Raw genomic sequence first — 25436 nt, forward strand, 5'->3', positions numbered from 1 at the left:
CCGAAACGCACAGCGGGCGCAGGGAGAAGCGTGTGTGCTTCCTCCCCGCGCCCGCTGTGTTTGTCTTAGACATGCACGGTTAGGTGCTCGGCGCGTGCGCCTTAGTCACGCGAGTGGGTGACCATCTCTTCCCACTCGACGAACTTCTTACGCTCGCGGCCCTCGGCCTCACCCAGTGCGCGCTCGGCGGCGTCGAGCTTCTTCCAGCCCTCCCAGGTCAGGTGCTCCAAGCCCTTGGACTTGAAGAGTTCCACGATGTCCTCCTCGCGGGAGTGGGAGAGGTTGCCCGCATCGGCGTCGGCAAGCAGCATGCCGATGGTCTCCGTGGCATCGGACTTGGTGTTGCCGATGAGCCCCACCGGGCCGCGCTTGATCCAGCCGGTGGTGTAGAGGCCCGGCACGACGTCACCGTCGAGGTCGACAACGTGGCCGCCGTCGTTGTTGATGACGTTCTTCTGCTTGTTGAAGGGAACGCCCTCGATGGCATCGGAGCGGTACCCCACGGCCAGGTAGACGGCCTGTGCCGGCCACTCGGTGAACTTGCCGGTGCCGGTGACGGAGCCATCGCCGTTGAGGGCAGTGCGCTCGGTCTTTACTGCCGTGACCTTGCCGTTTTCACCGATGAACTCCACCGGCTGTTCGAAGAGGTGGATCTGCAGGGTGTGCGGGGCATCCTTGGGCTCACGGATGGCGTAGCCTTCCAAGGTCTGGCAGACCAGGTCGCAGGACTTGGCCTCTTCGCGGGCCTTGAGGGAGGCCTCGTCGTAGTCGATGTCCTCCGGGTCCACCACCACGTTGATGGTGGGGGAGTGGTCGAGCTCCTTGAGCTCCAGCGGGGTGAACTTAGCCTGTGCCGGACCGCGGCGGCCGAAGACGCGCACGGTGGTGGCCTGATTCTTGGCCAGGGACTCGTAGACGTTATCGGGGATCTCGGTGGCTTCCTTAAGCTCATCGCCGGTCTTGGCCAGGATGCGGGCCACGTCGAGGCCCACGTTGCCCACGCCGATCACGGCGACGTCGGTGGCGGACAGATCCCAGGAGCGCTCGAAGCGCGGGTTTCCGTCGTAGAAACCGACGAACTCGCCGGCGCCGTGGACGCCCTCGAGATCGGAGCCCGGGATCTGCATGCCCCGGTCACCAACGGCGCCGGTGGCGAAGACGACGGCGTCGTAGTATTCCTCAAGCTCGGAGACGGTGACATGGCGGCCCACAGTGATGTTGGACAGAAGGCGGATCTGTTCGGTGTCGAGCACTCGGTGCAGGGAGTTAATGATTCCCTTAATACGCGGGTGGTCCGGAGCCACTCCGTAGCGGATGAGCCCGAAGGGGGCTGGCATCTGCTCGATGAGATCGATCTGAACGTTGCCGCCGGTCTTCTTCACCAGGATGTCGGAGGCGTAGATGCCGGCTGGGCCGGCGCCGATGACGGCTACTTTCAGGGGCTGCTGGGTCATGATGGCCTTTCGGAATGTTGTAGTAACTAACGAAAGCTTAGGTCTAAACAAGCGTGGGTTTCATTGAACCGGCTTGTCTGCTGTAGGGCAACTGGGCCTAATTACATTCGGAGAACATTGTGGCATAAACCCAGCGTGCTTTGCATATTCGGGCGAAAATAAAAAAGACTGCTTTGTCTGTTTTGGCTAGACCGGTAGGTTTTCAGTAACCGACGAAAGGCAGCAGATTATGACCACCGCCACACAGCGAAAGCCACGCACGAAAAAACCGGAAGGCCAGTGGAAGATCGACGGCACCGCCCCGCTTAACGCTGACGAGGAGATCAAGCAGGCCGACGACGCTTTAGCCGTGCGCCAGCGCGTCATCGATGTCTACTCGAAGCAGGGCTTCTCCTCCATCCCCGCCGAGGATCTTGCCCCGCGTTTTAAGTGGTTGGGCCTGTATACCCAGCGCAACCAGAACCTGGGCGGTGAGATGACCTCCAAGCTCACCAACGCCGAGCTGCAGGATGAATACTTCATGATGCGCGTGCGCTTCGACGGGGGCCGCGCGGATCCCGCCAAGCTGCGCGCGGTAGGCGAGATTAGCCGCGATTATGCCCGTTCCACCGCGGACTTTACGGACCGCCAGAACATTCAGCTGCACTGGATTCAGATTGAAGATGTCCCCGCTATTTGGGAGAAACTGCGCTCCGTCGGCTTGGATACCTTGCTGGGCTGCGGCGACGTGCCCCGCGTCATCCTTGGCTCACCGGTAGCGGGTGTGGCGGCCGACGAGATTATCGACGCCACCCCGGCCATCGAGGAGATTAAGAACAACTATCTCCCGCGCGAGGAGTTTCACAACCTCCCGCGCAAGTTTAAGACCGCCATTTCTGGTAACTCCCGGCAGGACGTGACGCACGAAATCCAGGACATCGCTTTTGTTGGCACCGAGCACCCCGAGTACGGGCCGGGCTTCGATTGCTTCGTGGGCGGAGGCCTGTCCACCAACCCGATGCTCTCGCAATCCCTTGGCGCGTGGATCCCGCTTGAGCGCGTCCCTGAGGTGTGGGCCGGTGTTGCGCGCATCTTCCGCGACTATGGCTTCCGCCGAAACCGCAACCGCGCGCGCCTGAAATTCTTGGTGGCGCAGTGGGGCATTGAGAAGTTCCGCAGGGTCCTAGAAGAGGAGTATCTGGACGCGCCGCTTCTCGACGGCCTCCCGCTCCCCATCGCCCCCGGTAACCGCGACCACCTCGGCGTGCACCGCCAGCGGGACGGCAAGTTCTACGTGGGTGTCAAGCCCACTGTGGGGCATGCCACCGGCGAGCAGCTCATCGCCATCGCCGACGTGGCCGAGAAATTCGGAATCAACCGCATCCGTACCACCCCGATGAAGGAGCTTCTCTTCCTCGACGTCGCGGAAGAGGATATCCCCGCCCTGTCCCGCGCTTTGGATGAGACGGGCTTGTACTCCCAGCCCTCGGAGTTCCGCCGCGGCGTCATCTCCTGCACCGGCCTGGAATTTTGTAAGCTCGCCCACGTGACCACCAAGGCCCGCGCCATCGAGCTTGTCGACATCCTGGAAGATACCCTTGGCGACCTCGATGTGCCGCTGTCCATCGCCCTCAACGGCTGCCCCAATGCCTGCGCGCGCTCGCAGGTATCTGACATCGGGCTTAAAGGACAGATCGTGACCGATGCTGATGGCAATCGCGTCGAAGGATTCCAGGTCCACCTCGGCGGTGCCCTCGGCCTATCCCCGGACTGGGGGCGCAAGCTGCGCGGGCACAAGGTGGTGGCCGATGAAGTGCCCGACTACGTCATCCGCTTGGTCAATAAATATAAGGAGCAGCGCGAAGACGGCGAGCAGTTCCGCCACTGGGTGCTGCGCGCGGACGAGGAGGACTTGCAATGAATTTCCGCCGCAAGCCCAACCCCAACCGCAACCATCCCGCCTACTGCCCCTATTGCGCTGGGACCAACCTGTTCCCCGATGAAGAAGATGACTTCGCATGGAAGTGCGAAGAGTGCCTCCGCATCTTTTCCGTACGCTTCCACGGCCAAGACGATGCCCCGGTAGCGCCCGCGCCGGCGGTGTCCTCAACGGAGGCTTTGCAGCGCTCCCTCGCTCGCCGCGGCCACTCCACCGCCACCGCCTAGGAAAAAGGACACCGCCCAGCCATGACAGCCCCGAATTCCACCACCGCACTGCTGACCCTCTCGCACGGCTCGCGCCATCCCGCGGCCGCAGCGAGCGTGGCGGCCCTGACCCGCGCTGCCGGCGAGCTTGCCGGTGCGCCAGCCACCGCCGCGCACCTCGAGTTCAACGATCCTCCCCTCGAAGAGGCCGCGCGCAACCTTGCTGAACAAGGCGTGCGCGAGGCGGTTGTTGTGCCCTTGCTTTTTACAGAGGGCTACCACCAGCGCGTCGACGTTCCCGCCGCACTGGCCCAGGCCTCCGCGGCTTCCGGAGTCACCCTCCACCAAGCACGTGGCCTCGGCACTGGTGAGGACATGGCCAGGCTGCTCGCGCAGCAGGTGCCGGAAGGAACGGATACCGTCGTGGTGTACTCCGTCGGTTCCTCCGATGAGCGTGCTAATGCTGCGGTAGCTGACCTAGCAAGGCGCGTGGGCGAGCTCACCGGCTGCGCGGCGGAGGTCTCTTTTGCTACGCGCGGCGAGCGCCGGCCCGTGGGGCCGGAGGGGAGCCAGGAGGTCGTAGTGCCGCTCTTCGTGAGTCCCGGCTTGCTCTTGGATCGCCTCGAAGGGGATTCTAGGCATACCAGTGAGCAGCCCAGGCGTGTGCTCCCTCCGCTAGGGGAGGCCCTCGCCGGCATTGTGTCCCATCGCTATGCGGAGGTGGCCCATGCGTAGCCTCATCCTCATCGCGCTGGCGGGTGCTGCCGCGCAGCTTGTCGACGGCGGCATCGGCATGGGCTTTGGCGTAACTTCCACGACCATCCTGCTGCTGGCTGGTCTGGGGCCGGCAACAGCCTCTGCGGTAGTGCACACCTCGGAGCTCGGCACCACCCTGGTCTCCGGAATCAGCCACTGGCGCTTCGGCAACGTGCACTGGCCCACCGTGCTCAAGCTCGGTGTGCCGGGAGGCCTGTCTGCCTTCATCGGGGCGACGGTTCTGTCCAACCTCTCACTGGAAGCAGCCGCGCCCGTAACCTCCGCCATCCTCATCGCCTTGGGCATCAACCTGGTCTGGCGCTTTTCGCGAACGCGCAGCGCCGCACCGCGAGAATCCCGGCCGCATTCGACTCCTTTCCTCGCCGGCCTCGGCGTGGTGGGAGGCTTCGTCGACGCCTCGGGTGGCGGCGGATGGGGCCCGATTTCCACCTCGACACTGTTGGCGGTCGGCCGCGAACAACCGCGGCGCATTGTCGGCACCGTCAACACCGCAGAATTCCTTGTTACCTTTGGCGCGACGGCAGGCTTCATCGTTGGCCTCTGGGAAGAAATCGTGGCCAACGCTGCCGCGGTCGTGGCCCTGCTTATCGGCGGGGCGATCACTGCGCCGGTTGCGGCGTGGCTCATTTCCCGCATCAATCCCACGCTCCTCGGTGGATTCGTCGGAACGGCCATCGTGGTGCTCAACATCCCCAAAGCTCTGGGGTGGGCCCTGCAGCACCCGCAGACCCTCATCGTGCAGTCCATCGCGTTCGTTCTGGGCGTGGCGGTGACCGTGTGGGGAAATGCCCGCCGTGCGCGCCGCGCTGGCGGCAAGGAAAACGAGCGCAGCGGTTCCAACACCGCGCCCCAGCGGGGCGGCAACCGCGTTGTCGAAACCACGGAGCCGACCGGACGCGATGGCTTTCCTGCCGGCACTCCTGCGGAGGAATCAGAACCCGTCGGAGTGAGCTCGCCGCGATCCTAGGAACGTGCCGTATTGGCGTTGACTAGAGTCCGGCGACCTTGCCGATAACAATGACCGCTGGTGGAGCCACCGAGTTTTCCTCCATTGTGGGTCCTAGTTCGGCGAGCTCGCAGTGGAAGGCCCGCTCACCATCGAGGGAGCCCTCCTGGATGATGTGCACGGGGGTGTGGGGTGAGAGGGAGGCGTCGATCAGCGCGGTGGCAATGGCCGCCGCGTTCTTCACGCCCATGATGACCGAAAGCGTGGCCCCAGACCGCGCGAGTGCTGCCCAATCCACCAAGGACTTGGGGTGGCCTGGCGGCAGGTGCCCGGAGACCACCGTGAAGGCATGGACGACGCCACGGTGAGTCACCGGCGTTCCTGCCAGCGCGGGGACGGCCACCGCCGAGGTCACTCCGGGGATGACCTCCACCGGGAGACCCGCGGCGGTAAGTGCGGTGAGCTCTTCGAAGCCGCGACCAAATACATAAGGATCGCCGCCCTTCAGACGCACCACGCGGCGGCCTGCCAGGGCGTGCTCGATGAGGACCTCGTTGATGCGCTCCTGGGCCACTTGGGCGCGGTAGGGGATCTTGGAGACGTCGATAAGCTCCTTGGCGTCAACATCACACAGCTTATCCAGCTGGGCAGTGGGGCCGAGGTGATCAGCCACGATGACCTCGGCTTCCTGCAGCGCCCGCATGCCGCGCACGGTGATGAGATCCCACGCGCCAGGGCCGCCGCCGACAAGGACTACCGGATGAATGCTCATGGCCACTCATCCTAGCTATGCTCGGGCCTATGACTTCCTATGACCCCGAATCCGTGAGCTTCTTTGACATCGCCCACGAAGGCGCGCAAGCTCGCGTGGTGGCCGCCGCCGTACCGGAGCTGGCTCGCGTGCTGGGTGGGCTGCGCCCGCGCAGCATCGTCGTCCTTGCCGCTGACCAGGTTTCCCGCGCCGCTGCCCACGTCGCCGTGGGCCTAGCCGAGCCCGCTGAGGTTCCCATCATGGTCAGCGAATCGCTGCCGCTCTTTACCGGTGCCCTCGACGTCGTGGTGGTGGCGGGGGATAGCCCATGGGCAGAGCGCGCGCTGCACGACGCCGCGCGCCGAGGGGCGACGACGATTCTGCTGAATGAAATCGAGGATGCTCCTGAGGACACCGTCGTCATCGACACCCTTCCCACGGCCGAAGGGATTTCACCGGTGCGCGCCATCACGGCCGTGCATGCGGTGAGCGCGGTGTTAAGCGAAGACCCGGTGTTGGTCTCCCGCCGGTTGGAGGACGTTGCCGATGCCGTGGACCGTGAGCTGGAAGCGCTGTCACCGCAGCGCGATTCCACGACGAACCCCGGGCGCGCGTTGCGTGAATTTGTGGAAGGCGGACGAATCATCCACAGCTGTGGACCCGATCCCTATGCGTTCTCGGAGGAGCGCACGCGGGTGCACCTCGACGCTCTCGTTGCCCGCATGGCGGGCACGCTGTGGGCAGTCCATGGGCTAGGCGGGACCGTCGTCGACGCGGAAGGCTTAGGGCCGATTCTGCAGACAAATCCGACGGACATCTTCTATGACCCGTTTGAATCGGAAGAGCCTTTGGTACCCTTGAAAATTGTTTTATGGGGACAGGAAGAGGCGAACCTTCCCCACTCGTTCGCAGCGGCGAGCGCCGATACCTCCTGTGGGGAATTGGCCCGCGCGCTGCAGTTGATTACGCGCAGTTATGCCGCGACCGCCTACGACGTGAAATAGAGGAAGTCAATGAAGTTGCTCACCAGTGCTGCCCGCAATTACTCGTGGGGCTCGCGCACGCTGATTCCGACGCTGCTCGGCGAGCCCGAGGCTCAAAGCCCGGTTGCTGAGCTGTGGTTTGGTGCGCACCCGGCGGATCCCTCAACGATTGAGGGAGAAAAGCTGGATGAGATCATCGCGGCGGATCCGCAAGGCCAGCTGGGGCAGCGGGTGGCTGACAAGTATGGCGCCGGCCTTCCCTTCTTGCTGAAGATTCTGGCGGCTGCAGAGCCGCTGTCGCTGCAGGCGCACCCTTCGAAGCGGCAGGCCGAGGAAGGTTTCGCCCGCGAGAACGCGGCGGGAATCGACCTCACGGCGTCAAACCGCAACTACAAGGATGACAACCACAAGCCAGAGCTCATCGTGGCGCTCACGGAGTTCTACGCCATGGCGGGTTTCCGTCCGCTAGCGCAGACCCGCAGCCTCTTTGCGGCCTTGGACTGCGAAGAACTGGCTCACTACGAGGGCATGCTCGACACCGATCCTGCCGCTGAAGGCGACAGCCTCCGCGCGCTGTTTACCACGTGGATTACGATCCCGGGTGCCAAGCGCAAGGAGCTGATCAGCGCGGTGGTAGCGGCGGGCGAGCGCCTGCGCGGCAACCAGGCGGGCGAGCCGTGGATGGCCACCGTGATGGCAACCGTGGCCAAGCTCAACGAGCAATATCCGGGGGATATCGGCGTGTTGGGCGCGTTGCTGCTCAATCACATCGTCCTGCAGCCGGGGGAGGCGATTTACCTTGACGCTGGGCAGCTGCATGCCTATGTCTCTGGCCTGGGTGTAGAGATCATGGCTAACTCCGATAACGTGCTGCGCGGTGGCCTGACCCCGAAGTTTGTTGACGTCCCCGAGCTGGTTAAAGTCCTCACCTACCAGGCGGCAGAAGATCCGCGCGTGGACCTGAAAGACGCAGCCGAGACAGGAGGCATAAAGGGTGCAGAGGCATGGTCCTACCCAGTGCCGATTGAGGAGTTCCTGCTGGATCGCGTCGAGCTTTCTGGTGAGGAGAGCGTCGAGGTCGACAGCGATGGCCCCATGATTGTGTTGTGCACCTCCGGCTCGGTGGCATTGAGCAATGCCGAGGCAGAAAACGTCAGCCTTGGCGCGGGTCACGCGGCGTGGATTCCCGCTAGCGACCCGGCCGCCATCGTTCGTTCCACCGGTGGCGAAGACGCCGAGGTGTTTATCGCCCGCGTTTAGTCGGCGGCCGTTTAGTTAACGGCGCGGGTATTAGGCGGACTGCGTCAATGCTGATGCGGCGGTAGTTTCGCCGTTGTCGGCTAAATGAGCAGCGGTGGGGGTCGCTGCGGAAGGCTCTGCCGCCGCGGGAGCATCATCCGTCGGCGCGGCGGGAGTCGGGGCGGCCTCGTTGGTGCGGTAAGCCGCGGATTCGCGCTCCACTGCTTCCACTACATCGGCGCCTTGTACCTCGCCGCCCTGTGGAGCGACATCGATAGGCTCGCCCTGTTGCGCTTTCGGCTCCGCATCAGGCGCGGGCGCGTTCTGAGTGAACCCGGCGGGGTGCGGGATGAAGGAGCCAAGCGGTTCAGGAACTCCAGTGTTCTGCGAGGGCGTAGGTTCCTTGGGTTGCGGCTGCTCAGCGGGCTGGCTGCCGTCCTGGTCCTCCACTGGGCCCTCTTGCGGCACGGCGGTCTGAGATTCCGGCGTGGCCGACGGCTGAGTGGGCTCGGAGCTTTGCTGAGGAGTACCCGGAATCGGTGTTTCGGAGGCCGGAGTAGAGCCGTCCGTTGGCGGCACGGCAGGGGCCATGCTGACCGGCGCCTGCGGGTACGGATTGTTCGGAGTTGCCTGCGGCTGCTGGTTCTGCAGTGAGGAAACATTGTCTGGGCGGTAGACGGCCGTGGGGCCAACCGGCTCCGTGCGGTTCACCACGGCATTCGGCGCCAGGTAGGGATCCTCTGCCGGCGCGGCGACATTAGTTTTCGATTGCTTCGACTGCGTGGACGTCGGGGTAGCCGTGGTCGTATAGGAATGCGTTGTCGAGGGAGCGGAAGATGCGGTGCTCGACACAGCGGTGGCAGCGGAGGGCTTAGACACGACGGATTCGGGCGCGCTGATGCGCCACACTGCGACGCCTACGGCGACGGCGCAGAGGAGGCCGGCCGCGACAAAGACCAAGATGCGGCGTGAACTGCTCGTCATGCGGGGCGCTCTCCTTCCTGCACAAAAGCCTGCGTAAATGTCACAAGTCGGTAACAACGATAACACGAATCTGGAGATAGTAAATGGCCTGGGCAAAATTCCCCGTTCAGGCGTGGTATAGGGCAGTGGGTGAAATGCAACATATGGAGGAGGACAGGAGGAGGGGCAGTCGGAAGACGGCACGGAGCGATGTGACCGTAATAAAACCGCGCTCTTGACCGAAGCCTTGCATGAGGGCATCTAAAGAATGGTAGAAATTGGATTAGATACCGGCTGCGCGGAGCGCCCGCCCGTAAAGCTGCACCGGCCCACCGTGGATACAGGAACGCGGATAAAAACACAGACCCCTAATTCACTTAAGGATGAAGGAGAAAGCAATGAGCTCATGGGATGAGGACATCTTCGCCGACGAGGTCAACGTCGACTTCCTGGATGAACTGGCAGACCTCGAGGATGAAGAAATCGTTGCCGCGGTAGATGATGCCTGCGCGCTTGCGGTCTCGGGCGAAGAACAGACCGAGGAGGAGCAGCGTAACGCCTTGGCGGCGGCCACGATAGCCGCGATCTGGGCAGGCGCCCCGTTCAGCGCCGGGGAAGTCGTCGAAGACTATCCCTTCATCCGGGATCTCGCCGGATCCGGCAGCGAAAACCTCAACGAACATGCCCTGGAGTTGCTCGAAGAGGTCGAGGAAGACTACGACCTCGAACCCTTTATTGAGGCCCTGTCCTAACGGCAGTACTAGGTACACGCTAGATATAACAGCATGCTGATCAGTATTGAAGGAATCGATGGCGCGGGTAAAAACACCATTACCCAGCGCCTGCGGGAAGAACTAGCCTGCGATGTCGAAGTCTTGAGCTTTCCCCGCTACGAAGAGTCCATCCATGCGCAGCTCGCGCAGGAGGCCCTGTATGGGCGTATGGGGGATCTGACCGATTCGGTCTATGGAATGGCTACGCTCTTTGCGCTGGATCGGCACGGAGCCAAAGAGCAGCTCCTTGCCGCCGCTGAGTCCACGGATACCCTGCTCATCTTGGATCGCTATGTGGCTTCCAACGCCGCGTATTCCGCGGCGCGGGTTGGCGGTGAGCTCATCGTCGATTGGATCTATGAGCTCGAGTTTGAACGCTTCGGCCTGCCGGTGCCGCAGCTGCAGATCTTTTTGGATACCGACGTCGCCCTTGCCGGCCAGCGAGCCGTGGCCCGTGCAGCAGAGGATGAAGGGCGCAACCGCGACCGCTATGAGCGCGATGCCGCGTTGCAGTCTCGCACGGCGGCCGCCTACCGTCGCTTAGCAGAGCAGCAGTGGGCAGGGCGGTGGATCGCCACCGCGGATGCCGATATGATTATCCAAGCTGTCAAGGAGCTTGTAGGAGAACAATAAAGTGGCACCGAAAATCTTGGTCGTGGATGATGACCCGGCAATCGCCGAAATGCTCACCATCGTGCTCGAGGCAGAAGGGCTGGAGCCTATTGCCGTTAACGATGGAAATGAGGCGATCCCGGCCTTCCGCGAGCATGACCCGGATCTGATCCTGTTGGATCTCATGCTTCCGGGCATGAATGGCGTGGATATTTGCCGCGCCATTCGTACTGAGTCCTCGGTGCCCATCGTCATGCTGACGGCGAAGACAGACACCGTTGATGTGGTTCTCGGCCTCGAATCGGGTGCGGATGATTACATCACCAAGCCCTTCAAGCCGAAGGAGCTCATCGCCCGTATCCGCGCGCGCCTGCGTCGAATCGATGGGGGCACGGGAGAAATTATTGAGGTGGGGGACCTGCTTATCGACGTCCCCGAGCACACCGTTACCCGCAAGGGCGGCGAGGAAATCTCGCTGACTCCGCTGGAGTTCGACCTTCTTCTGGAGATGGCGCGCAAGCCCGGCCAGGTGCATACTCGCGAGGCGCTGCTTGAATCTGTCTGGGGTTACCGCCACGCATCCGATACACGCCTTGTCAACGTGCACGTCCAGCGCCTGCGCGCGAAGATTGAGCACGACCCCGAGGATCCCCGTATCGTCCTCACCGTGCGCGGCGTGGGGTACAAGACTGGAAAAACCGCCGAGTAAAGGACTGCCGCTATTTTTGGTTGGTTAAGGCGAGTCCGGGATGGCGTCGTCGAGCGCTGGCGCACCTCCCTGCAGACACGTGTCCTGGGCATGATGTTGGTGGCCTCCACGGTGGTCATGATCATCCTGGCCTACGCGCTGGTGTCGGTGCTGACGCAGCAGCTGGTGAGCCAGAAGGAGGACACGGCGCTTCAGGAGCTTGATCGCGCCCGCGTGGCCGTGGAACAGCAGATCGATGCCACCGGTACGGCAAACTCAACGCAGGTGCGCATCAATTCTGCACGCGCCGCCTTGGGCCAATTATCGGCGCAACAACCCGACGCCCAGGCCGTGTATGAACCGGTCATCGTCGTGGAGAATTCCGACGGCACGGCCACAACGTCCCCGGAGGGCTACCGCATCCCCGGCGGGATGCGCGAGCTCGTTGGCCGGGGCCAAGTCGTGCAGCAATACGCCACGGTGGACCAGCAATCGGGAGCAACCTATAACGCGCTGATGGTGGGCACGCCCATTGAAAGCGACATTCCGAATACCCAGGTCTACCTCGTGTTGTCCATGGAATCTGAGGAATCCACGATGGCTCTCATGCGTGGTTTGCTCTCGGCTGCCGGAGTGGTGGTGGTTGTCCTCCTCGTCGGCATCGCCTGGCTGGCAACCCAGCAGGTGATCGTCCCGATTCGCTCCGCCTCGCGCATTGCGCAGCGCTTTGCTGCCGGCCACCTGCGTGAGCGCATGGTGGTCAACTCAGACGATGAAATGGGCCGCCTCGCCTCCTCCTTTAACGACATGGCAGATAAGCTGTCTAAGCAGATCACCCAACTGGAGGAGTATGGCGATCTCCAGCGGCAGTTCACTTCCGACGTGTCCCACGAGCTGCGCACGCCATTGACAACGGTGCGCATGGCGGCGGATGTCATCGCGGAAGATGCGGATGAATTCAACCCTTACACCAAGCGCTCGGCGGAGCTGCTCATCAAGGAGCTGGATCGCTTCGAGGACTTGCTCGCGGACCTGTTGGAGATCTCTCGCCACGATGCCGGCGTGGCTGACCTCTCCACGGCTTCCATCGACATTCGCTCCTGCGTGGACTCCGCGCTGAGCCAAGTGGAGCACCTCGCCTCGGAGCTCGGAGTGGAGGTCGTCCTTCATTTGCCGGAGGAACCCGTCGCCGTGGAATGCGATTCGCGTCGCGTCGAGCGCATCCTGCGCAACCTGCTTGCGAACGCCATCGACCACTCTGAGGGCAATCCCGTCATCGTGGACGTCGGCGCGACTGAGGATGCCGTCGGCATCGCCGTCACCGACTCCGGTGTGGGGCTCAAGGAAGGCCAAGAAGAGCTGGTGTTCAACCGCTTCTGGCGCGCGGATTCTTCGCGCAAGCGCCATTCTGGTGGAACCGGCTTGGGCCTTGCCATCGCTCGCGAGGATGCCGTGCTCCATGGGGGCACGCTCGACGCCATCGGCTACTACGGCGTCGGTTCGCGCTTCCGATTGATCCTTCCACGCACTCCGGGGCAGCAGGTGGAGTCCGAGCCCATTGCTCTGGAAGTGCCGGGGGCACCGAAGCCCATAGAAGCAGAGGAACAATTCGCTCTTGAGCTGAGCGCTGATCCGGAGGCTCCTGCGGTTAAAGCAGAAACGGACAACGGGATTGTGTGGCCCTCCGAGCGTGAGGCCCGCGCCGTGGATCCGCCTTTTAACCAAGACAGCGTGTCCGACTTCGAGGAGGAGGCTCAGCGATGATTCCAGCCCGCCGCCCGCTCGCAGTACTCAGTTGCGTCGCACTCACCGCTCTCGTTGGTTGTTCGACGTTGCCGCATAACACCGATCCGCAGGTGATTAGTACCTTCGAACCGCATGACCGGGCCGACGATGCCGTCGTCGAGCCGCGCGCCGATAGCGAACCTGATTTGCTTGTCCGTGACTTTTATTCGGCCGTGGCGATTCCCACCGGAAACTACGCTGCCGCACGCACCTTCCTTTCCTCTGAGATAGCCAATTCTTGGGACCCTACTGACACCGTTCTCGTGGTGGATTCCATCGATCTGGTGACCTCGAACATGGAGGACGGTGCCCTGGAGTATTCGGTGCGTGGCAATATCATCGGCCGTCTGGCCAACGGCGGGGCCTATGTCCCCGATAACTCGCGTCTTGAGGCGACCGTTCGGCTGCGCCAATTCAATGGGCAATGGCGCATTACGGATCTGCCTACCGGTGCCGTGATTGAGCGCACCGAATTGCGCAATCGCTATCGCCCGCAGTCGCTGTACTTTTTCGATACGACTCAACGCCTGCTTGTGGCGGATCGTCGCTGGCTTTATTCGGGAAAGGATTCGATTGCCTCGGAGCTGGTCACGCTTTTGCTGCAGGGACCATCCTCCGATATCGCGCCGGCAACTTCCAGCCTGATCCCCAAGGACGCCACCTTCTTGGGAATCAATGATGGAGTCTATGAGTTCAGCGGCATGGCTTCGATGACTCAGGAGGAGCGCCTTAAGTTCGCCGCCCAGCTGGTGTGGACCCTCAACAACGCCGAGATCACGAACTCCGTCCGAGCCACCATCGATGGCAGCCCGCTTGTGGATGGCATGGAGGAGATGACCATTGATGATTTCGCGGAGTTTAACCCCGAGGTAGCCGCCCAATCGGTGCCCAAGCTCTATGCAGTCAACGATGGTTCGCTGCTTGAGGTTAAGGGTGAAGGCAGCGCCGAGGTGCCGGGCATGGCCGGACAGATTCATGACATTCAGTCCGCCGATATCTCCGATGAGGGGATGGTGGCCGCCGTGCGCAAGCGCTCCGAGAAGGAGTCGCAGCTAACGATGGGCGAGCTGGGCCACGAGCTCGAGAATTCGATCAAGGGCGAGACTCTGGCCCGCCCCACTTTTGAGGTGGGCGGCCAGGTGGCGTGGACCGTCGTCGACGGCAAACACGTGGTCCGCGTGACGCGTTCTCCGGCCACCGGAGAGCTGAGCACCGCCGAGGTTGACACCTCCGCGTTGGAGAACGTGGAGGGAGAGATTTCGGTCATCCGTCTGTCACTCACGGGAGCGCGCATCGCCATGATTATCGACGGCAGCGTGTACACCGGCGTGGTTGCCCGCGCGACGTCGGGAGAGCGCCGCATAGTCAACGTCCACCAAGTAGGCCCGGAGCTGACCGGTTCGGCGCTGTCGGTGGAGTGGCAGACGGACGGCTCCCTGCTCGTGGGTACCTCCGCCTCGAACTCTCCGGTGTGGCGCATCGAGCAAGATGGTTCTTCGGCAACAACACTGCCTACCGGAAACATTACCGCGCCCGTGGTGGCGGTGGCGTCCTCACCGTCGACGCACTACGTCACCGATGCGCACGCCCTGTTGCAGCTTCCTGCGGGCGGGTCCGAGCGCTCCTATTGGCGTGAGGTCGAAGGTCTGCAGGGCGTGCGCTCCTCACCCATCATCGCGCGCTAGAGTCGCGCTAGAGTGGGGCGCATGCCGAAAAACCGGGGGATAGGGGAGGCCGCCGCCGCACTTCTGGAACTGTTCCTGCCGCGCCCGTGCGCGGGGTGTGGCGGTGAGACCACCGCAGGCGGGGTGCTGTGCACGGCCTGCCAGGAACACCTTCGACAGGTGCCACGCCGCGTGGAACGCCCGCAACCCCTAGGTTTCCCGGCCTGGGCCCTTGGCCCCTATTCCGATACTCGCCGTGGGGTCATCATCGCTATGAAAGAACGCGGGCACCAGGCGGTGCGAGCTCACCTCGGTGCGGTGTTGGCTGCCGGCATCGAGTACCTGCGCGCACGCGGCGATATTCCGGAGACCGCGCTGCTCGTGCCGGCACCCACACGCGCGTCGTCGGCCCGCCAGCGCGGTGGTGATCCCGTCGCTGCGCTGTGCCAGGCGGCGTCCGCCCGGCTTCCGGGCTGGGACGTGGTCAATGCCTTGAGCACAGCCGAAGGTAGTGCGGACCAGTCGCAGCTCGGCGCGGCGGAACGCGCCGACAATATGCGCAGGGCAGTGCTCTTGCGGCCCTGTGCCCGCGAACTGGTGGGACGCAGTGTGCTGCTTGTCGACGACGTCATCACGACCGGCGCAACTCTTCGCGCCAGCGCCGCTCGCGTGTGGGCCATCGGGGGTGACGTGGCCGGTGCGATTGTGCTGGCAGATGCGTAGGGAGGGGCGTCGCCAAGCATGCGCAGAGGGGGCCACTGACCGGGTTGGTTATGACCAGTGGTAGCATGAGGGGTGTCACAGGGAAGCGGGCATCAAGCCCCTCATCACAGGGCTGTGAGCGTCCGCAGAATGTGCAGTCATTCAGTCCCCACGAGAATAGGGAGGCATTTAATGTCCCAGCAGACCAACGCTCAGGTCACCATCACCGGCCGCAACGTGGAGGTTCCGGAGCACTTTCAGGACCGCGTCACTGAAAAGCTGGCCAAGATCGAGCGTCTTGATCCGACCCTGACGTTCTTCCACGTGGAGCTGCAGCACGAGCCGAACCCGCGCCGCGAGTCCGAGGCTGAGCGCCTGCAGATCACCGCCACCGGTAAGGGCCACATCGCACGCGCCGAGGCCAAGGAAGATTCCTTCTACGCGGCGCTCGAAACCGCCCTGGGCAAGATGGAGCGCTCCCTGCGCAAGGTCAAGGTACGTCGCGAGAACGTGAAGTCCGGCCACCGCGCTCAGAAGGGTACTGGTGAGATTGCCGCTGAGCTGGTCGCAGAGGCTGAAGCAGCCAAGCCGGCCAAGGAAGAGCGCTACATCGACCCCTACGCAGAGACCGTCGAGGATGTTCGCCCGGGCCAGGTTGTGCGCTTCAAGGAGCACCCAGCCACCCCGATGTCTGTTGATGATGCACTCAGTGAGATGGAGCTGGTTGGCCACGACTTCTACCTCTTCATCAACGAAGAGAACAACAAGCCTTCCGTGGTCTACCGCCGCCACGCATTCGACTACGGTCTCATCTCCCTGACGGATGCTGATGCTTAAGGCCTAAGCCTCCAAGGGCCTTAGCGCCCTAACCCACAGGCTCCCTGCCCCGCAGCGCACGCGCGCAGCGGGGCAGGGAGCCTTCTTATGCCTCTATTAACATCTATTAATCCCTGTCTGCTGAGCTTTGCGTGGGGAGGAGGCGGCCGCAAGAGGGGTGCCGGGCAGTGGCCGGATTCGCCCTTTGGGTTGGGTGGCGAATCATTACAGAAAAGCTAGTGAGTACAATGGCGACGAGTTAACTTATTTGTCGCGACAAGAAGGATTATCTAGACGTGTTTGGACTTTCCAAGCTGCTCCGTGCCGGTGAGGGACGCACCGTCAAGCGCCTGGCTAAAATTGCAGATGATGTTATTGCCCTAGAAGATAAATTCGCGGCGCTGTCGGATGATGAGCTAAAGGCTAAGACTGACGAGTTTAAGAAGCGTCTGGCGGACGGCGAGAAGATGAATGACATTCTTCTCGAAGCATTTGCCACCGTGCGTGAGGCAGCCTGGCGCGTGCTCGACCAGAAGCACTACAAGGTGCAGATCATGGGCGGTGCAGCCCTGCACTTCGGCAACGTCGCCGAGATGCGCACCGGTGAGGGCAAGACCCTGACCTCCTTGCTGCCGGCCTACCTCAACGCGCTGGAGGGCAAGGGCGTGCACATCGTGACGGTCAACGATTACCTGGCCAAGCGTGACGCCGAGATGATGGGCCGTGTCCACCGCTGGCTGGGCCTTACCGTGGGCGTCATCCTTTCTGAGATGCGCCCTGCGGATCGCAAGGAAGCATATGCGTGCGATATTACGTACGGCACCAACAACGAGCTGGGCTTTGACTACCTCCGCGACAACATGGTCCGCTCGCTGAATGACACGGTCCAGCGCGGCCACAATTACTGCATCGTGGATGAGGTTGACTCCATCCTTATCGATGAGGCCCGTACCCCGCTCATTATTTCCGGTCCGGTTGACGGCTCCTCCCAGTTCTACGGCGTCTTCTCCCAGCTGGCGCCGAAGATGCGCGAAGGTATCCACTACGAGGTGGACCACAAGAAGCGCACCATCGGTGTGCTGGAGGAAGGCGTGGAATTCGTTGAGGATCAGCTGGGCATTGAGAACCTCTACGCCCCAGAGCATTCCCAGCTGGTGTCCTACCTCAACAACGCCCTGAAGGCCAAGGAGCTTTTCACCCGCGATAAGGACTACATCGTCCGCAACGGCGAGGTTCTCATCGTGGATAGCTTCACCGGCCGCGTGCTTGCTGGCCGTCGCTATAACGAGGGCATGCACCAGGCCATTGAGGCTAAGGAAGATGTGGAGATTAAGAACGAGAACCAGACTCTGGCCACCGTTACGCTCCAGAACTACTTCCGCCTGTACGAGAAGATTTCCGGCATGACCGGTACCGCAGAGACCGAGGCAGCCGAGCTGCACTCCATCTATGGTCTCGATGTGGTGCCGATTCCGACCAACAAGCCGAACCAACGTATCGACCACTCCGACCGTATCTACAAGACCCAAGAGGCGAAGTTCGCCGCGGTGGTTGATGACATTGAGGAACACGTCGCCGCAGGTCAGCCGGTGCTGGTGGGTACAACCTCTGTGGAGCGCTCCGAATACCTCTCCCAGTTGCTGAGCAAGCGCGGAATCAAGCACTCGGTGCTTAACGCCAAGCACCACGAGGAAGAGGGCCAGATTGTCGCCCGTGCCGGCCGCCCCGGCACCGTTACCGTAGCCACCAACATGGCCGGCCGTGGTACCGATATCGTGCTCGGCGGTAACCCCGAGGTCATCCTGGATGAAAAGCTGCGCGATCGCGGCCTCGATCCCTTCGAAGATGAAGAGAAGTACCAAGAGGCCTGGGACGCCGAAATCGATCGCGAAAAGGAACACTCCAAGAAGCTGGGTGACCAGGTCCGCGAGGCCGGCGGCCTGTACGTGCTGGGTACCGAGCGCCACGAGTCGCGTCGTATTGATAACCAGCTGCGCGGCCGTACCGGACGCCAGGGTGACCCGGGCGAGACCCGCTTCTACCTGTCCATGCGTGATGAGCTTATGGTGCGCTTCGTGGGCCAGTCCATGGAGAACATGATGAACCGCCTCAACGTGCCGGATGACGTGCCAATTGAGGCCAAGATGGTGTCCAACTCTATTAAGGGCGCACAGGCGCAGGTTGAGAACCAGAACTTTGAGATGCGTAAGAACGTGCTCAAGTACGACGAGGTGCTGAACGAACAGCGCAAGGTGGTTTACGCTACCCGCCACGACATCCTTGAGGCCAGCGACATCAAGGACAACATCCGCGAGATGATCGACGACACCGTGTCTGCCTACGTGGCGGGTGCTACGGCCACCGGCTATGTGGAGGACTGGAACCTCGACGAGCTGTGGAATGCCTTGGAGTCCCTGTATGGGCCGACCAAGACGCATGAGGAGCTTGTCGACGGTACCGAGTACGGCTCCGCCGGCGAAATCTCCGCCGAGCAGCTGCGCGATGCACTGGTGGCTGATGCCAACTCCGAGTACGACAAACTTGAAGAGTCCGTCAGCGCCATCGGCGGCGAGAGCCAGATGCGCAATGCAGAACGCATGATCATCTTGCCGATCATTGATCAGAAGTGGCGTGAGCACCTCTATGAGATGGACTACCTCAAGGAGGGCATTGGACTGCGTGCAATGGCACAACGTGATCCTCTGGTGGAATACCAGAAGGAGGGCGGCGACATGTTCAACGCCATGAACGAAGCTGTGAAGGAAGAAACTGTGCGCCAGTTGTTTATGTTGCGTAAACAGTTCAAGGCTCAGGAAGAGGCGAACGCCGCGGACGAGGCGGAAGCCTAGTAAATGCCAACACCACAGCGTTATTGAGCGCTGAGGTGCAGCGAGGCGCCGTGTGGGAAGTGCTCCCCGCGGCGTCTTTTTTATTGGAGGCACTTAGGTATATACTGGCAAATTAGTAATTATTATTCTTCGGAGGTTGAGTGAGTATGCGCCGCTTGTCTGTGCGAGTAGGTCTATCCGTGTTCGCATCTGCCACCCTGCTGGGTGGCGGCGCGGCTGCATCTGCTGTGGAGCTTGCTCCCGAAGAACAGTGCCAGCTCTCTTCCGTTTTGAGCTCGCAGGGAGATGAATCCGCCAAGGACACGGTACTCAGCTCCCAGGACATTGTTCCCACCGAGTGTGGCGCAGTGGCCACGCCGGAAAGTGCGGAAGAATCCACCAAGAAATCACCGGTAGTGGGGGCCACGATGTTCGGCGGTATCAGTTTGGCTTTGGTGAGTGCTTCCGCTGCATTCGCGGGCATCGACTGGACGCCAATCTTGATCAAGCTGGGGTCGCTTTTCTAAACTTCCGGCTCCCCATTGCCGTGGGGATGCATGCCGACTGAAAGCAACCGGAAGGAACTCAGGTGCCGTCCAACGGCGGCGCCGGTAAAGGCGCGTCGCGTCGATCCCATCAGCACCGAGCCGAAGAACTCGCCATTCGAGCGCGCATGCAAGCTACGCAGCGCCATCCCTCCGCGCCACTCCGAAGACGCCTGGGCCTTCCGCCAAGCACGGACATGGTTTGCAATTTCCGGTGCAAAACGTGGGTTGTTGAGATGACTCAAAGGCCGCAGCGCGGCGGCAACTTCTAGAACTATGACTACAAGCCCGTGGATCTCTTTCCGCGTAGCGAGGTCACCCGCAGTAGGTTGACGCTCGTAGCGGATACGTTGTGGGGCGACATACAGCTGCAAATGGCTCATGCCAGGGATGGGGGTGTACATGGGGATCGCGTCCTCTTCCGCGATAAGCGGGGCGGAGGAGTGCACGAAGGCTAGGTTCGGGGCGGGCGCGGTGAAGGAAGGTGGACGCACGTTCATTGTGCCACGGTAGGCCTATATGCGGCTAGAGCACTGCAGTGCATAAGCCGGTGAGAGCGGGCAGGCGGTATGTTCGCTATACTTTCGGACGATAAACACAGTTCAATGCGAAGGGTAGATAATATGCGTGGACTCATCGTCGATTTTGTAGGCGTTCTTGACGGCACCGAAGAAGACGTCAAGCGCTGGCGGGATCTGTTCGCCGCCGCGAAATCAAACGGAGTTGCCACCGCAATCCTTTCCAACGATCCGGGCGGCCCGGGCGCTGAGCACATTCGTGAGTGGGAATACCGCGGCATCGTTGATGCCGTTGTGCTTTCTGGTGAGGTCGGCGCTGAGAAGCCGGAGCGCGCTGCTTTCCAAGCCGCAGCGGATGCCATTGATCTGCCGATTAATGACTGCGTCATGGTGGATGACTCCATCGTTAACGTGCGTGCGGCGGTGGAAAACGGCATGGTCGGCATGCTCTACACCGTCTTCGACCGCACGAGCGTAGAGGTTCAGGCAGTCTTCGACATTGAAGGTGAGTTCTAAGTGTCGAAGGATGTGCGCGTCTTCCTGCCGGCAACCTTTTCTATGCTGGCTGAGCTCGAGGAAACCGGCCAGCTTGCTGCCCGCAGCGGTTGGGGTTTTGCGCTAACCCCCGCGCTGCGCGAGTTCTACACCGAGGGTGACGAGGAAGAGATCGAATACTCCGCGTTCCTCGAAGCATCTATGGCTTCGCTGAGGCTCTTGGCTATCGGTGATGAGGAGAAGTTTCCGCACCGCCGAGTCGTCATTTCCGTCGACGTGGACGAGTCCGTGGTGACCCCGAAGCCGGACATGGGGGAACCGGTCGTGGCGCTGGATCCCGCGACCATCACGAAGGACAATCTTCAGGCCATCCACGTGGACATCGAAGAGTCCGAAGCCGCTACTGCCAAGGCTATCGACGCCATCGATAACGCCGACCTTGGTGACGAAGATGCTGAGCTCGCCGTCGGTGATGCCCTGGATAATTTCATGGCCTTCTATGACCCGACCGAATTGCCTATCCTCGTGGAGCTTCTCTAAGCATTTTCTGGGCTTTCATCGCCGTGGGCTCATGCATGGTGCTAATCTGAGCCTTTATTGTCGTCGCCAGAAAAGGAGCACCACCATGAAGGCAACTCGCTTTGCTAGCCTTGTCACCGCTGCGGCCCTGAGCACCGCATCTCTCGTCTCAGCGCCAGCTGCCGGAGCTGAGGAAGCAGTAGCGCCGACAGTGCAGACTAACCAGACCGCGCAGGGGAGCTCTCTTCAAGGAACTGCTAACAACAAACCGGACCCCAGCAATCCGGACCCCGACATGGCCGTGATGCCTAAGACTCCGTGGCTGCGAATTCTTGAGGGCTCTTCGCAGGGGCCGGCAGGCGTTATTATCGCCATCCTTTTCGGCATCGTGAGCATCGGTCTGGCCGCGTACAAGGAGTTCGGTGATTACCTGCCCAAGCTGGGCTAAATGCTGATAGCCTGCAGGGGTAATAGTCAGCCTGATCGAAAGGTCCCCTCAGCATGTCTTCCTCTCGTCTTCGCCGGGTAGTTGCCGCCTCTACCGTGTCTGTTGCTGTCCTAGCCAGCGGTGTCGTTGCCCCCACGGCCGGAGCCGTAACCACTTCCATCAAGGATGAAAAGTGCACCATTACCTTGAGCGAGGAGGAGGCGAGCGATCTTAAGAATGCGGAGTCGAAGGACAACGATGTCGATAGCAGCCTGCTGAAGGATGGCCTTAAGATTCTTCCCAAGGACGCCGAAAAGCGTGCACGTGACGTGGAGAATCAGTCGGAAGAGCTCTACCGTGCCCTAGCTGGCTATGAGGTAGACGCTGAACTCGGTGGTGAGGAATCCGCCAAGCGCGCCAAGAACAACATTGCGGTGGTGGAGGCCTTCCGCAAGATTGCGCCCGACTACGTTAAAGCTCTCAACGCCTGTGCGAAGAAAGAAGAGCTCAATAAGGAACAGGAAGGCGGTGGCAACACCTCCTCCAACATTGACACGGGCGGCGCTATCATCCTCGGGGTTTCCGGTGGCTTGGCCGTAATCCTCATGGCGCTTCGCGCGGCAGGCCCCTACCTGAAGACCGTCCTGCCGCCGCAGCTGACGGCAATGCTCCCGATCTAAAGCCTCGGTGCCTTAAGAACGCGCAAGCCCCTTCCTTTAGGAAGCTTCGGGCTTAAGGCGCTATGGGCCTTAAGCCCAGTCAACATTGGTGCGCAGGGACGTCAGCAGGGTGCGCACTGCATCGCGACGGCGCGCAGAAGCCGTGCCTTCTTCGATGCTTAGGTCGAGCCCGCATTCGGGGTCCGCGGGTGGCCCGGCATGCGTGCAGCCACGCGGGCAGTCCTCGATGGCTTCGGCAAGATCGTCGAAGACCTCGATGACGTTCTCCGCGTCAATGTGGGCTAAGCCGAAGGAGCGGATGCCGGGGGTATCAATGATCCAGCCGCCGTGTGGCGTGCTTCCTTCAGCGGGCAAACGCAACGCCACCGACTGCGTCGACGTGTGCCTTCCCTTACCCACGGCGGAAACCTCGCCGGTCTCCCGGTTGGCATCGGGGACAAGCCGGTTCACCAGGGTGGACTTTCCCACGCCCGAGTGGCCGATGAGAGCGGTGACGTGGCCGTCGATGGCCGCACAGACGTGCTCCAGCCCGTCGTCGACGCCAGCCTCCACCACGGTGACATCCAGATCCGCAAACTCCTGTGCAAACGGAGTGGGATCAGTGAGGTCTGTCTTCGTCAGACACAGCACCGGCTGGATATTTCCGGCAAAGGCAGCGATCAAGGCGCGCTCCACGAACCCGGAGCGCGGCGGCGGATCAGCCACGGCGCTCACGATAAGTAGGCGGTCGGCGTTTGCTACCACGATGCGCTCATAAGGGTCGGTGTCATCTGCGGTGCGCCGGAGGACGGAGCGGCGCTCCTCGAGCTTCACGATGCGTGCGAGGGTGTCTTTCTTACCCGAGGTATCGCCTACGACGCCGACCCGATCACCAACCTCGACCGGAGTGCGGCCCATCTCGCGGGCGCGCATAGCGGTAACCACGGGGCCGTCGTTATCAAGCGCGACACCCCAGCGCCCGCGGTCTTTGGTGATGACCATGCCAAACTTGGCATCCTTGTGCTTCGGGCGGTCCTTCGTGCGCGGTCGCGACCCCTTTCCGGGCCGGATGCGGACGTCGGATTCGTCGTAGCTACTTGCGCGCCTAGCCACGGATCATGGCCTCCCACATATCAGCAAAGCCAGGCATAGTCTTGGACGTGGTATCAATATCCTCGACCTGGACGCCGTCAACGGCCAATCCGATAATGGCTCCGGCTGTCGCCATGCGGTGATCCGCGTAGGAATGCCATACCCCGCCGTGGAGTGGGGCAGGGGTGATGCGGAGGCCGTCGTCAAGCTCGGTGACGTTGCCACCAAGGGCGTTGATCTCCGCAGCGAGAGCCGCCAGGCGGTCCGTCTCGTGGCCACGCAGGTGTGCGATGCCAGTCAGCGTCGATGGCGTTGAGGCCAGAGCACACAGCGCAGCCACGGTGGGGGTGAGCTCACCGATATCGCCCATGTCGAGGTCGATGCCGCGCAGGCTGCGCGGGCCTTCCTGCGGGCCGGTCACCTTTAAGTAAGACGCCTCGCCGGGAGCCTGGGGGACATACTCGACCTTCGCGCCCATCTGCTCCAGGATGCCTCGGAAGGCGTCACCCGGCTGGTGGGTTTCCTCCGGCCAGTTCGGAATGCTCACGCTGCCGCCAGAGACGGCGGCAGCGGCAAGGAACGGAGTGGCATTGGAAAGATCCGGTTCAATGCGCCACTCACGGCCCTCAATCTCACCATGGTGCACGTCCCAGGTGTCCTTGCCCACCTCGACGCGGACACCGGCTTCGCGCAGCATACTGACGGTCATCAAGATGTGTGGCTGGGAGGGCACTGTGCCGCCTTCGTGGCGCACGCTTAGTCCCTTGCGGTAGCGTGCTCCGGCCAGGAGCAGACCGGAGACGAACTGGGAGGAGGCGGAGGCATCGATGGTGACCTCGCCGCCCTCCGGAACGCCGTGGGGGGTGATGGTCAGCGGCAGGCTGTCGCCCACAATGTCCACGCCCAGCTCACGCAGAGCCGCGGTCATCGTGGACATGGGGCGATTGCGGGCATAAGGGTCACCGTCGATGACAACGGGGCCATCCGCTAGCGCTGCCACCGGTGGTAAAAAGCGCATAATTGTGCCGGCTAGGCCGCAATCTACCTTCGCTCCATGCAGCTTTCCGGGAGTCACATGAAGATGCGAGCCTTGTTCGGAGATACCCACGCCCATGGCCTGCAAGGCCTCCTTCATCAGGTTGGTATCGCGGGAGACCAGCGGGTGATAGACGATAGACGGGGAGTCAGCCAGCGCAGCAAGGATGAGGGCGCGGTTGGTCATCGATTTTGACCCGGGGAGGTTTTGCGCCCAGGACAATGGCCCAGACGGTTGGGGTGCGCTCCAGAATTCAGACATGTAGTCCATAATAAAGGGCATGTGCGGAAGATTTGTTCTGTTCACCGAGTCCCTACTGGAGGAAGTAGGCGCGTGGGAGTCCATCACGGAGGTCCACGCGCCGGAAGGTCTGCCACCGGCGCGGTATAACATCGCCCCAACCCAGACCATCGCCATCGTCCGAGCTGAGGAGCATACCGCTCGCGTGGAGCCCGCACGCTGGGGGCTTATTCCGCACTGGAAGAAAGATCCGGACGGCCCGCCGCTATTCAACGCACGCGCGGAGACCGTGGCGGAGAAGCCCTCCTTCCGCGATGCCTTCAAGGCACAGCGCTGCGTCATCCCGCTGGACGGCTATTACGAGTGGAAGGCTGGGGAGGACAAGAAATCCAAGAAGCAGCCCTATTACGTCACCGGCCCTGATGGGCTGCTGTGGGCAGCAGGGCTGTGGGCCACGGGTATGGATAGGCTGTCGGCCACGATGGTGACCACGGATGCCACGGAGGAGATGGCATGGCTGCACCACCGGCTGCCCAAGTTTTTGACCACGGAGGAAATCGCGCCCTGGCTGGCGGGGGAGGCGCTTCTGGAGCCGAGCACCGTGCGGGGCTTTCAGGCACGCCCCGCGGATCCGGCGGTGGGTAATGTGCGCAACGACTACGCAGAGCTTATCGACGAACCACCGTCGACCACCCTGTTCTAACTCACCCTGTTTTAACGTGTGAGTGTTATGTCCATAGTGGCGTAAGGCGACCGGCTAACGCCGGTGGAATTTGCCAGACATGTGGTTGGATACTGGT

Annotated in this window: 26 protein-coding genes; 20 read left to right on the forward strand and 6 right to left on the reverse strand. The window is 62.1% G+C overall.

Going from position 1 to position 25436, the window contains the following annotated elements; genetic code table 11:
• Positions 1 to 101: 101 nt before the first annotated feature.
• The gene (locus HMPREF2760_RS10430) at positions 102 to 1454 is read right to left on the reverse strand and encodes an FAD-dependent oxidoreductase (protein ID WP_070597283.1); all 1353 of its coding nucleotides are present in this window, start codon (positions 1452 to 1454) and stop codon (positions 102 to 104) included.
• Positions 1455 to 1683: 229 nt separating this feature from the next.
• Between HMPREF2760_RS10430 and HMPREF2760_RS10435 the strand changes: the two genes are divergently transcribed.
• The 4 genes from HMPREF2760_RS10435 to HMPREF2760_RS10450 are packed head-to-tail and all read left to right on the forward strand — an operon-like array spanning position 1684 to position 5322.
• Positions 1684 to 3354 carry a nitrite/sulfite reductase gene (locus HMPREF2760_RS10435; protein WP_070597284.1) on the forward strand — a complete coding sequence of 557 codons (1671 nt, stop codon included), beginning with the start codon at positions 1684 to 1686 and terminating at the stop codon, positions 3352 to 3354.
• Positions 3351 to 3599 (forward strand): hypothetical protein, encoded by a 249-nt coding sequence (locus HMPREF2760_RS10440; RefSeq protein ID WP_070597285.1) that lies wholly within the window; start codon positions 3351 to 3353, stop codon positions 3597 to 3599. Before HMPREF2760_RS10435 ends, HMPREF2760_RS10440 begins: the two co-directional genes overlap by 4 nt.
• Before the next feature lie 21 nt (positions 3600 to 3620).
• The gene (locus tag HMPREF2760_RS10445; RefSeq protein WP_070597287.1) at positions 3621 to 4313 is read left to right on the forward strand and encodes a sirohydrochlorin chelatase; all 693 of its coding nucleotides are present in this window, start codon (positions 3621 to 3623) and stop codon (positions 4311 to 4313) included.
• Positions 4306 to 5322, forward strand: a complete 1017-nt coding sequence (locus HMPREF2760_RS10450) for a sulfite exporter TauE/SafE family protein (RefSeq protein WP_070597290.1) — start codon at positions 4306 to 4308, stop codon at positions 5320 to 5322. The genes HMPREF2760_RS10445 and HMPREF2760_RS10450 overlap by 8 nt, the downstream gene beginning before the upstream one ends.
• A gap of 22 nt (positions 5323 to 5344) precedes the next feature.
• Here the strand turns inward: HMPREF2760_RS10450 and cobA are convergent, their stop codons facing one another.
• Positions 5345 to 6073, reverse strand: a complete 729-nt coding sequence (gene cobA, locus HMPREF2760_RS10455; protein ID WP_070597292.1) for a uroporphyrinogen-III C-methyltransferase — start codon at positions 6071 to 6073, stop codon at positions 5345 to 5347.
• A 29-nt stretch (positions 6074 to 6102) separates the two neighbouring features.
• Here cobA and HMPREF2760_RS10460 point away from each other — a divergent pair, with 29 nt between their 5' ends.
• Both HMPREF2760_RS10460 and manA read left to right on the forward strand, forming a co-directional pair.
• Complete coding sequence (locus tag HMPREF2760_RS10460; protein WP_227485841.1) at positions 6103 to 7056, forward strand: exopolyphosphatase; 954 nt, start codon at positions 6103 to 6105, stop codon at positions 7054 to 7056.
• A 9-nt stretch (positions 7057 to 7065) separates the two neighbouring features.
• A complete protein-coding gene (gene manA, locus HMPREF2760_RS10465; protein ID WP_070522550.1) occupies positions 7066 to 8295 on the forward strand; it encodes a mannose-6-phosphate isomerase, class I in 1230 nt (409 codons plus the stop codon).
• 30 nt (positions 8296 to 8325) lie between these two features.
• Here the strand turns inward: manA and HMPREF2760_RS10470 are convergent, their stop codons facing one another.
• Positions 8326 to 9258: a DNA-directed RNA polymerase II gene (locus HMPREF2760_RS10470; RefSeq protein WP_070597294.1), complete on the reverse strand. Its 933-nt coding sequence runs from the start codon at positions 9256 to 9258 to the stop codon at positions 8326 to 8328.
• A gap of 377 nt (positions 9259 to 9635) precedes the next feature.
• Here HMPREF2760_RS10470 and HMPREF2760_RS10475 point away from each other — a divergent pair, with 377 nt between their 5' ends.
• The 9 genes from HMPREF2760_RS10475 to HMPREF2760_RS10515 all read left to right on the forward strand — a co-directional run bounded on the left by HMPREF2760_RS10475 (position 9636) and on the right by HMPREF2760_RS10515 (position 19632).
• Complete coding sequence (locus HMPREF2760_RS10475) at positions 9636 to 9989, forward strand: DUF4259 domain-containing protein (protein ID WP_070522555.1); 354 nt, start codon at positions 9636 to 9638, stop codon at positions 9987 to 9989.
• A gap of 33 nt (positions 9990 to 10022) precedes the next feature.
• Positions 10023 to 10643 carry a dTMP kinase gene (locus tag HMPREF2760_RS10480; RefSeq protein ID WP_070522557.1) on the forward strand — a complete coding sequence of 207 codons (621 nt, stop codon included), beginning with the start codon at positions 10023 to 10025 and terminating at the stop codon, positions 10641 to 10643.
• Between the two features lies 1 nt (position 10644).
• Complete coding sequence (gene mtrA / locus HMPREF2760_RS10485; protein ID WP_070522560.1) at positions 10645 to 11331, forward strand: MtrAB system response regulator MtrA; 687 nt, start codon at positions 10645 to 10647, stop codon at positions 11329 to 11331.
• Positions 11332 to 11421: 90 nt separating this feature from the next.
• Positions 11422 to 13074, forward strand: a complete 1653-nt coding sequence (mtrB, locus tag HMPREF2760_RS10490; protein WP_070522563.1) for an MtrAB system histidine kinase MtrB — start codon at positions 11422 to 11424, stop codon at positions 13072 to 13074.
• Positions 13071 to 14780: an MtrAB system accessory lipoprotein LpqB gene (gene lpqB, locus HMPREF2760_RS10495; protein ID WP_070522565.1), complete on the forward strand. Its 1710-nt coding sequence runs from the start codon at positions 13071 to 13073 to the stop codon at positions 14778 to 14780. Before mtrB ends, lpqB begins: the two co-directional genes overlap by 4 nt.
• Positions 14781 to 14801: 21 nt before the next feature.
• The gene (locus HMPREF2760_RS10500; protein WP_070522568.1) at positions 14802 to 15482 is read left to right on the forward strand and encodes a ComF family protein; all 681 of its coding nucleotides are present in this window, start codon (positions 14802 to 14804) and stop codon (positions 15480 to 15482) included.
• 171 nt (positions 15483 to 15653) lie between these two features.
• A complete protein-coding gene (hpf, locus tag HMPREF2760_RS10505; RefSeq protein WP_070522571.1) occupies positions 15654 to 16298 on the forward strand; it encodes a ribosome hibernation-promoting factor, HPF/YfiA family in 645 nt (214 codons plus the stop codon).
• A 275-nt stretch (positions 16299 to 16573) separates the two neighbouring features.
• A complete protein-coding gene (secA, locus tag HMPREF2760_RS10510; protein WP_070522573.1) occupies positions 16574 to 19126 on the forward strand; it encodes a preprotein translocase subunit SecA in 2553 nt (850 codons plus the stop codon).
• A gap of 179 nt (positions 19127 to 19305) precedes the next feature.
• Entirely contained in the window at positions 19306 to 19632 is a 327-nt protein-coding gene (locus tag HMPREF2760_RS10515) for a hypothetical protein (RefSeq protein WP_246818544.1), read from the forward strand.
• On the opposite strand, the gene HMPREF2760_RS10520 is transcribed toward HMPREF2760_RS10515, so the two are convergent.
• Positions 19629 to 20150: a hypothetical protein gene (locus HMPREF2760_RS10520; protein ID WP_227486282.1), complete on the reverse strand. Its 522-nt coding sequence runs from the start codon at positions 20148 to 20150 to the stop codon at positions 19629 to 19631. The genes HMPREF2760_RS10515 and HMPREF2760_RS10520 overlap by 4 nt on opposite strands.
• 123 nt (positions 20151 to 20273) lie before the next feature.
• On the opposite strand from HMPREF2760_RS10520, the gene HMPREF2760_RS10525 reads away from it, so the two are divergent.
• From HMPREF2760_RS10525 to HMPREF2760_RS10540, 4 genes are all read left to right on the forward strand, one after another.
• Complete coding sequence (locus HMPREF2760_RS10525; protein ID WP_070522579.1) at positions 20274 to 20684, forward strand: HAD-IA family hydrolase; 411 nt, start codon at positions 20274 to 20276, stop codon at positions 20682 to 20684.
• Between the two features lie 12 nt (positions 20685 to 20696).
• The gene (locus HMPREF2760_RS10530) at positions 20697 to 21203 is read left to right on the forward strand and encodes a DUF6912 family protein (protein WP_180952063.1); all 507 of its coding nucleotides are present in this window, start codon (positions 20697 to 20699) and stop codon (positions 21201 to 21203) included.
• An 85-nt stretch (positions 21204 to 21288) separates the two neighbouring features.
• Positions 21289 to 21630: a hypothetical protein gene (locus tag HMPREF2760_RS10535; protein ID WP_070597299.1), complete on the forward strand. Its 342-nt coding sequence runs from the start codon at positions 21289 to 21291 to the stop codon at positions 21628 to 21630.
• 53 nt (positions 21631 to 21683) lie between these two features.
• Positions 21684 to 22289: a hypothetical protein gene (locus HMPREF2760_RS10540; protein ID WP_070597302.1), complete on the forward strand. Its 606-nt coding sequence runs from the start codon at positions 21684 to 21686 to the stop codon at positions 22287 to 22289.
• A 69-nt stretch (positions 22290 to 22358) separates the two neighbouring features.
• Here HMPREF2760_RS10540 and rsgA read toward each other — a convergent pair whose 3' ends face one another.
• Both rsgA and aroA read right to left on the reverse strand, forming a co-directional pair.
• Positions 22359 to 23381 (reverse strand): ribosome small subunit-dependent GTPase A, encoded by a 1023-nt coding sequence (gene rsgA / locus HMPREF2760_RS10545; protein ID WP_070597304.1) that lies wholly within the window; start codon positions 23379 to 23381, stop codon positions 22359 to 22361.
• The gene (gene aroA / locus HMPREF2760_RS10550) at positions 23374 to 24678 is read right to left on the reverse strand and encodes a 3-phosphoshikimate 1-carboxyvinyltransferase (RefSeq protein ID WP_070597305.1); all 1305 of its coding nucleotides are present in this window, start codon (positions 24676 to 24678) and stop codon (positions 23374 to 23376) included. The genes rsgA and aroA overlap by 8 nt, the downstream gene beginning before the upstream one ends.
• Here aroA and HMPREF2760_RS10555 point away from each other — a divergent pair.
• Positions 24677 to 25339, forward strand: a complete 663-nt coding sequence (locus tag HMPREF2760_RS10555) for an SOS response-associated peptidase (RefSeq protein ID WP_070597306.1) — start codon at positions 24677 to 24679, stop codon at positions 25337 to 25339. The genes aroA and HMPREF2760_RS10555 overlap by 2 nt on opposite strands.
• Positions 25340 to 25436 lie beyond the last annotated feature (97 nt).

The organism is Corynebacterium sp. HMSC065D07 (assembly GCF_001810695.1).
Lineage (GTDB): Bacteria > Actinomycetota > Actinomycetes > Mycobacteriales > Mycobacteriaceae > Corynebacterium > Corynebacterium hesseae.

Coding starts and splice junctions, on each gene's coding strand:
- HMPREF2760_RS10430 (WP_070597283.1), bottom strand. CDS start 1,454: ATGACCCAGCAGCCCCTGAAAGTAGCCGTCATCGGCGCCGGCCCAGCC.
- HMPREF2760_RS10435 (WP_070597284.1), top strand. CDS start 1,684: ATGACCACCGCCACACAGCGAAAGCCACGCACGAAAAAACCGGAAGGC.
- HMPREF2760_RS10440 (WP_070597285.1), top strand. CDS start 3,351: ATGAATTTCCGCCGCAAGCCCAACCCCAACCGCAACCATCCCGCCTAC.
- HMPREF2760_RS10445 (WP_070597287.1), top strand. CDS start 3,621: ATGACAGCCCCGAATTCCACCACCGCACTGCTGACCCTCTCGCACGGC.
- HMPREF2760_RS10450 (WP_070597290.1), top strand. CDS start 4,306: ATGCGTAGCCTCATCCTCATCGCGCTGGCGGGTGCTGCCGCGCAGCTT.
- cobA (WP_070597292.1), bottom strand. CDS start 6,073: ATGAGCATTCATCCGGTAGTCCTTGTCGGCGGCGGCCCTGGCGCGTGG.
- HMPREF2760_RS10460 (WP_227485841.1), top strand. CDS start 6,103: ATGACTTCCTATGACCCCGAATCCGTGAGCTTCTTTGACATCGCCCAC.
- manA (WP_070522550.1), top strand. CDS start 7,066: ATGAAGTTGCTCACCAGTGCTGCCCGCAATTACTCGTGGGGCTCGCGC.
- HMPREF2760_RS10470 (WP_070597294.1), bottom strand. CDS start 9,258: ATGACGAGCAGTTCACGCCGCATCTTGGTCTTTGTCGCGGCCGGCCTC.
- HMPREF2760_RS10475 (WP_070522555.1), top strand. CDS start 9,636: ATGAGCTCATGGGATGAGGACATCTTCGCCGACGAGGTCAACGTCGAC.
- HMPREF2760_RS10480 (WP_070522557.1), top strand. CDS start 10,023: ATGCTGATCAGTATTGAAGGAATCGATGGCGCGGGTAAAAACACCATT.
- mtrB (WP_070522563.1), top strand. CDS start 11,422: ATGATGTTGGTGGCCTCCACGGTGGTCATGATCATCCTGGCCTACGCG.
- lpqB (WP_070522565.1), top strand. CDS start 13,071: ATGATTCCAGCCCGCCGCCCGCTCGCAGTACTCAGTTGCGTCGCACTC.
- HMPREF2760_RS10500 (WP_070522568.1), top strand. CDS start 14,802: ATGCCGAAAAACCGGGGGATAGGGGAGGCCGCCGCCGCACTTCTGGAA.
- hpf (WP_070522571.1), top strand. CDS start 15,654: ATGTCCCAGCAGACCAACGCTCAGGTCACCATCACCGGCCGCAACGTG.
- HMPREF2760_RS10520 (WP_227486282.1), bottom strand. CDS start 20,150: ATGAACGTGCGTCCACCTTCCTTCACCGCGCCCGCCCCGAACCTAGCC.
- HMPREF2760_RS10525 (WP_070522579.1), top strand. CDS start 20,274: ATGCGTGGACTCATCGTCGATTTTGTAGGCGTTCTTGACGGCACCGAA.
- HMPREF2760_RS10535 (WP_070597299.1), top strand. CDS start 21,289: ATGAAGGCAACTCGCTTTGCTAGCCTTGTCACCGCTGCGGCCCTGAGC.
- HMPREF2760_RS10540 (WP_070597302.1), top strand. CDS start 21,684: ATGTCTTCCTCTCGTCTTCGCCGGGTAGTTGCCGCCTCTACCGTGTCT.
- HMPREF2760_RS10555 (WP_070597306.1), top strand. CDS start 24,677: ATGTGCGGAAGATTTGTTCTGTTCACCGAGTCCCTACTGGAGGAAGTA.
- aroA (WP_070597305.1), bottom strand. CDS start 24,678: ATGCCCTTTATTATGGACTACATGTCTGAATTCTGGAGCGCACCCCAA.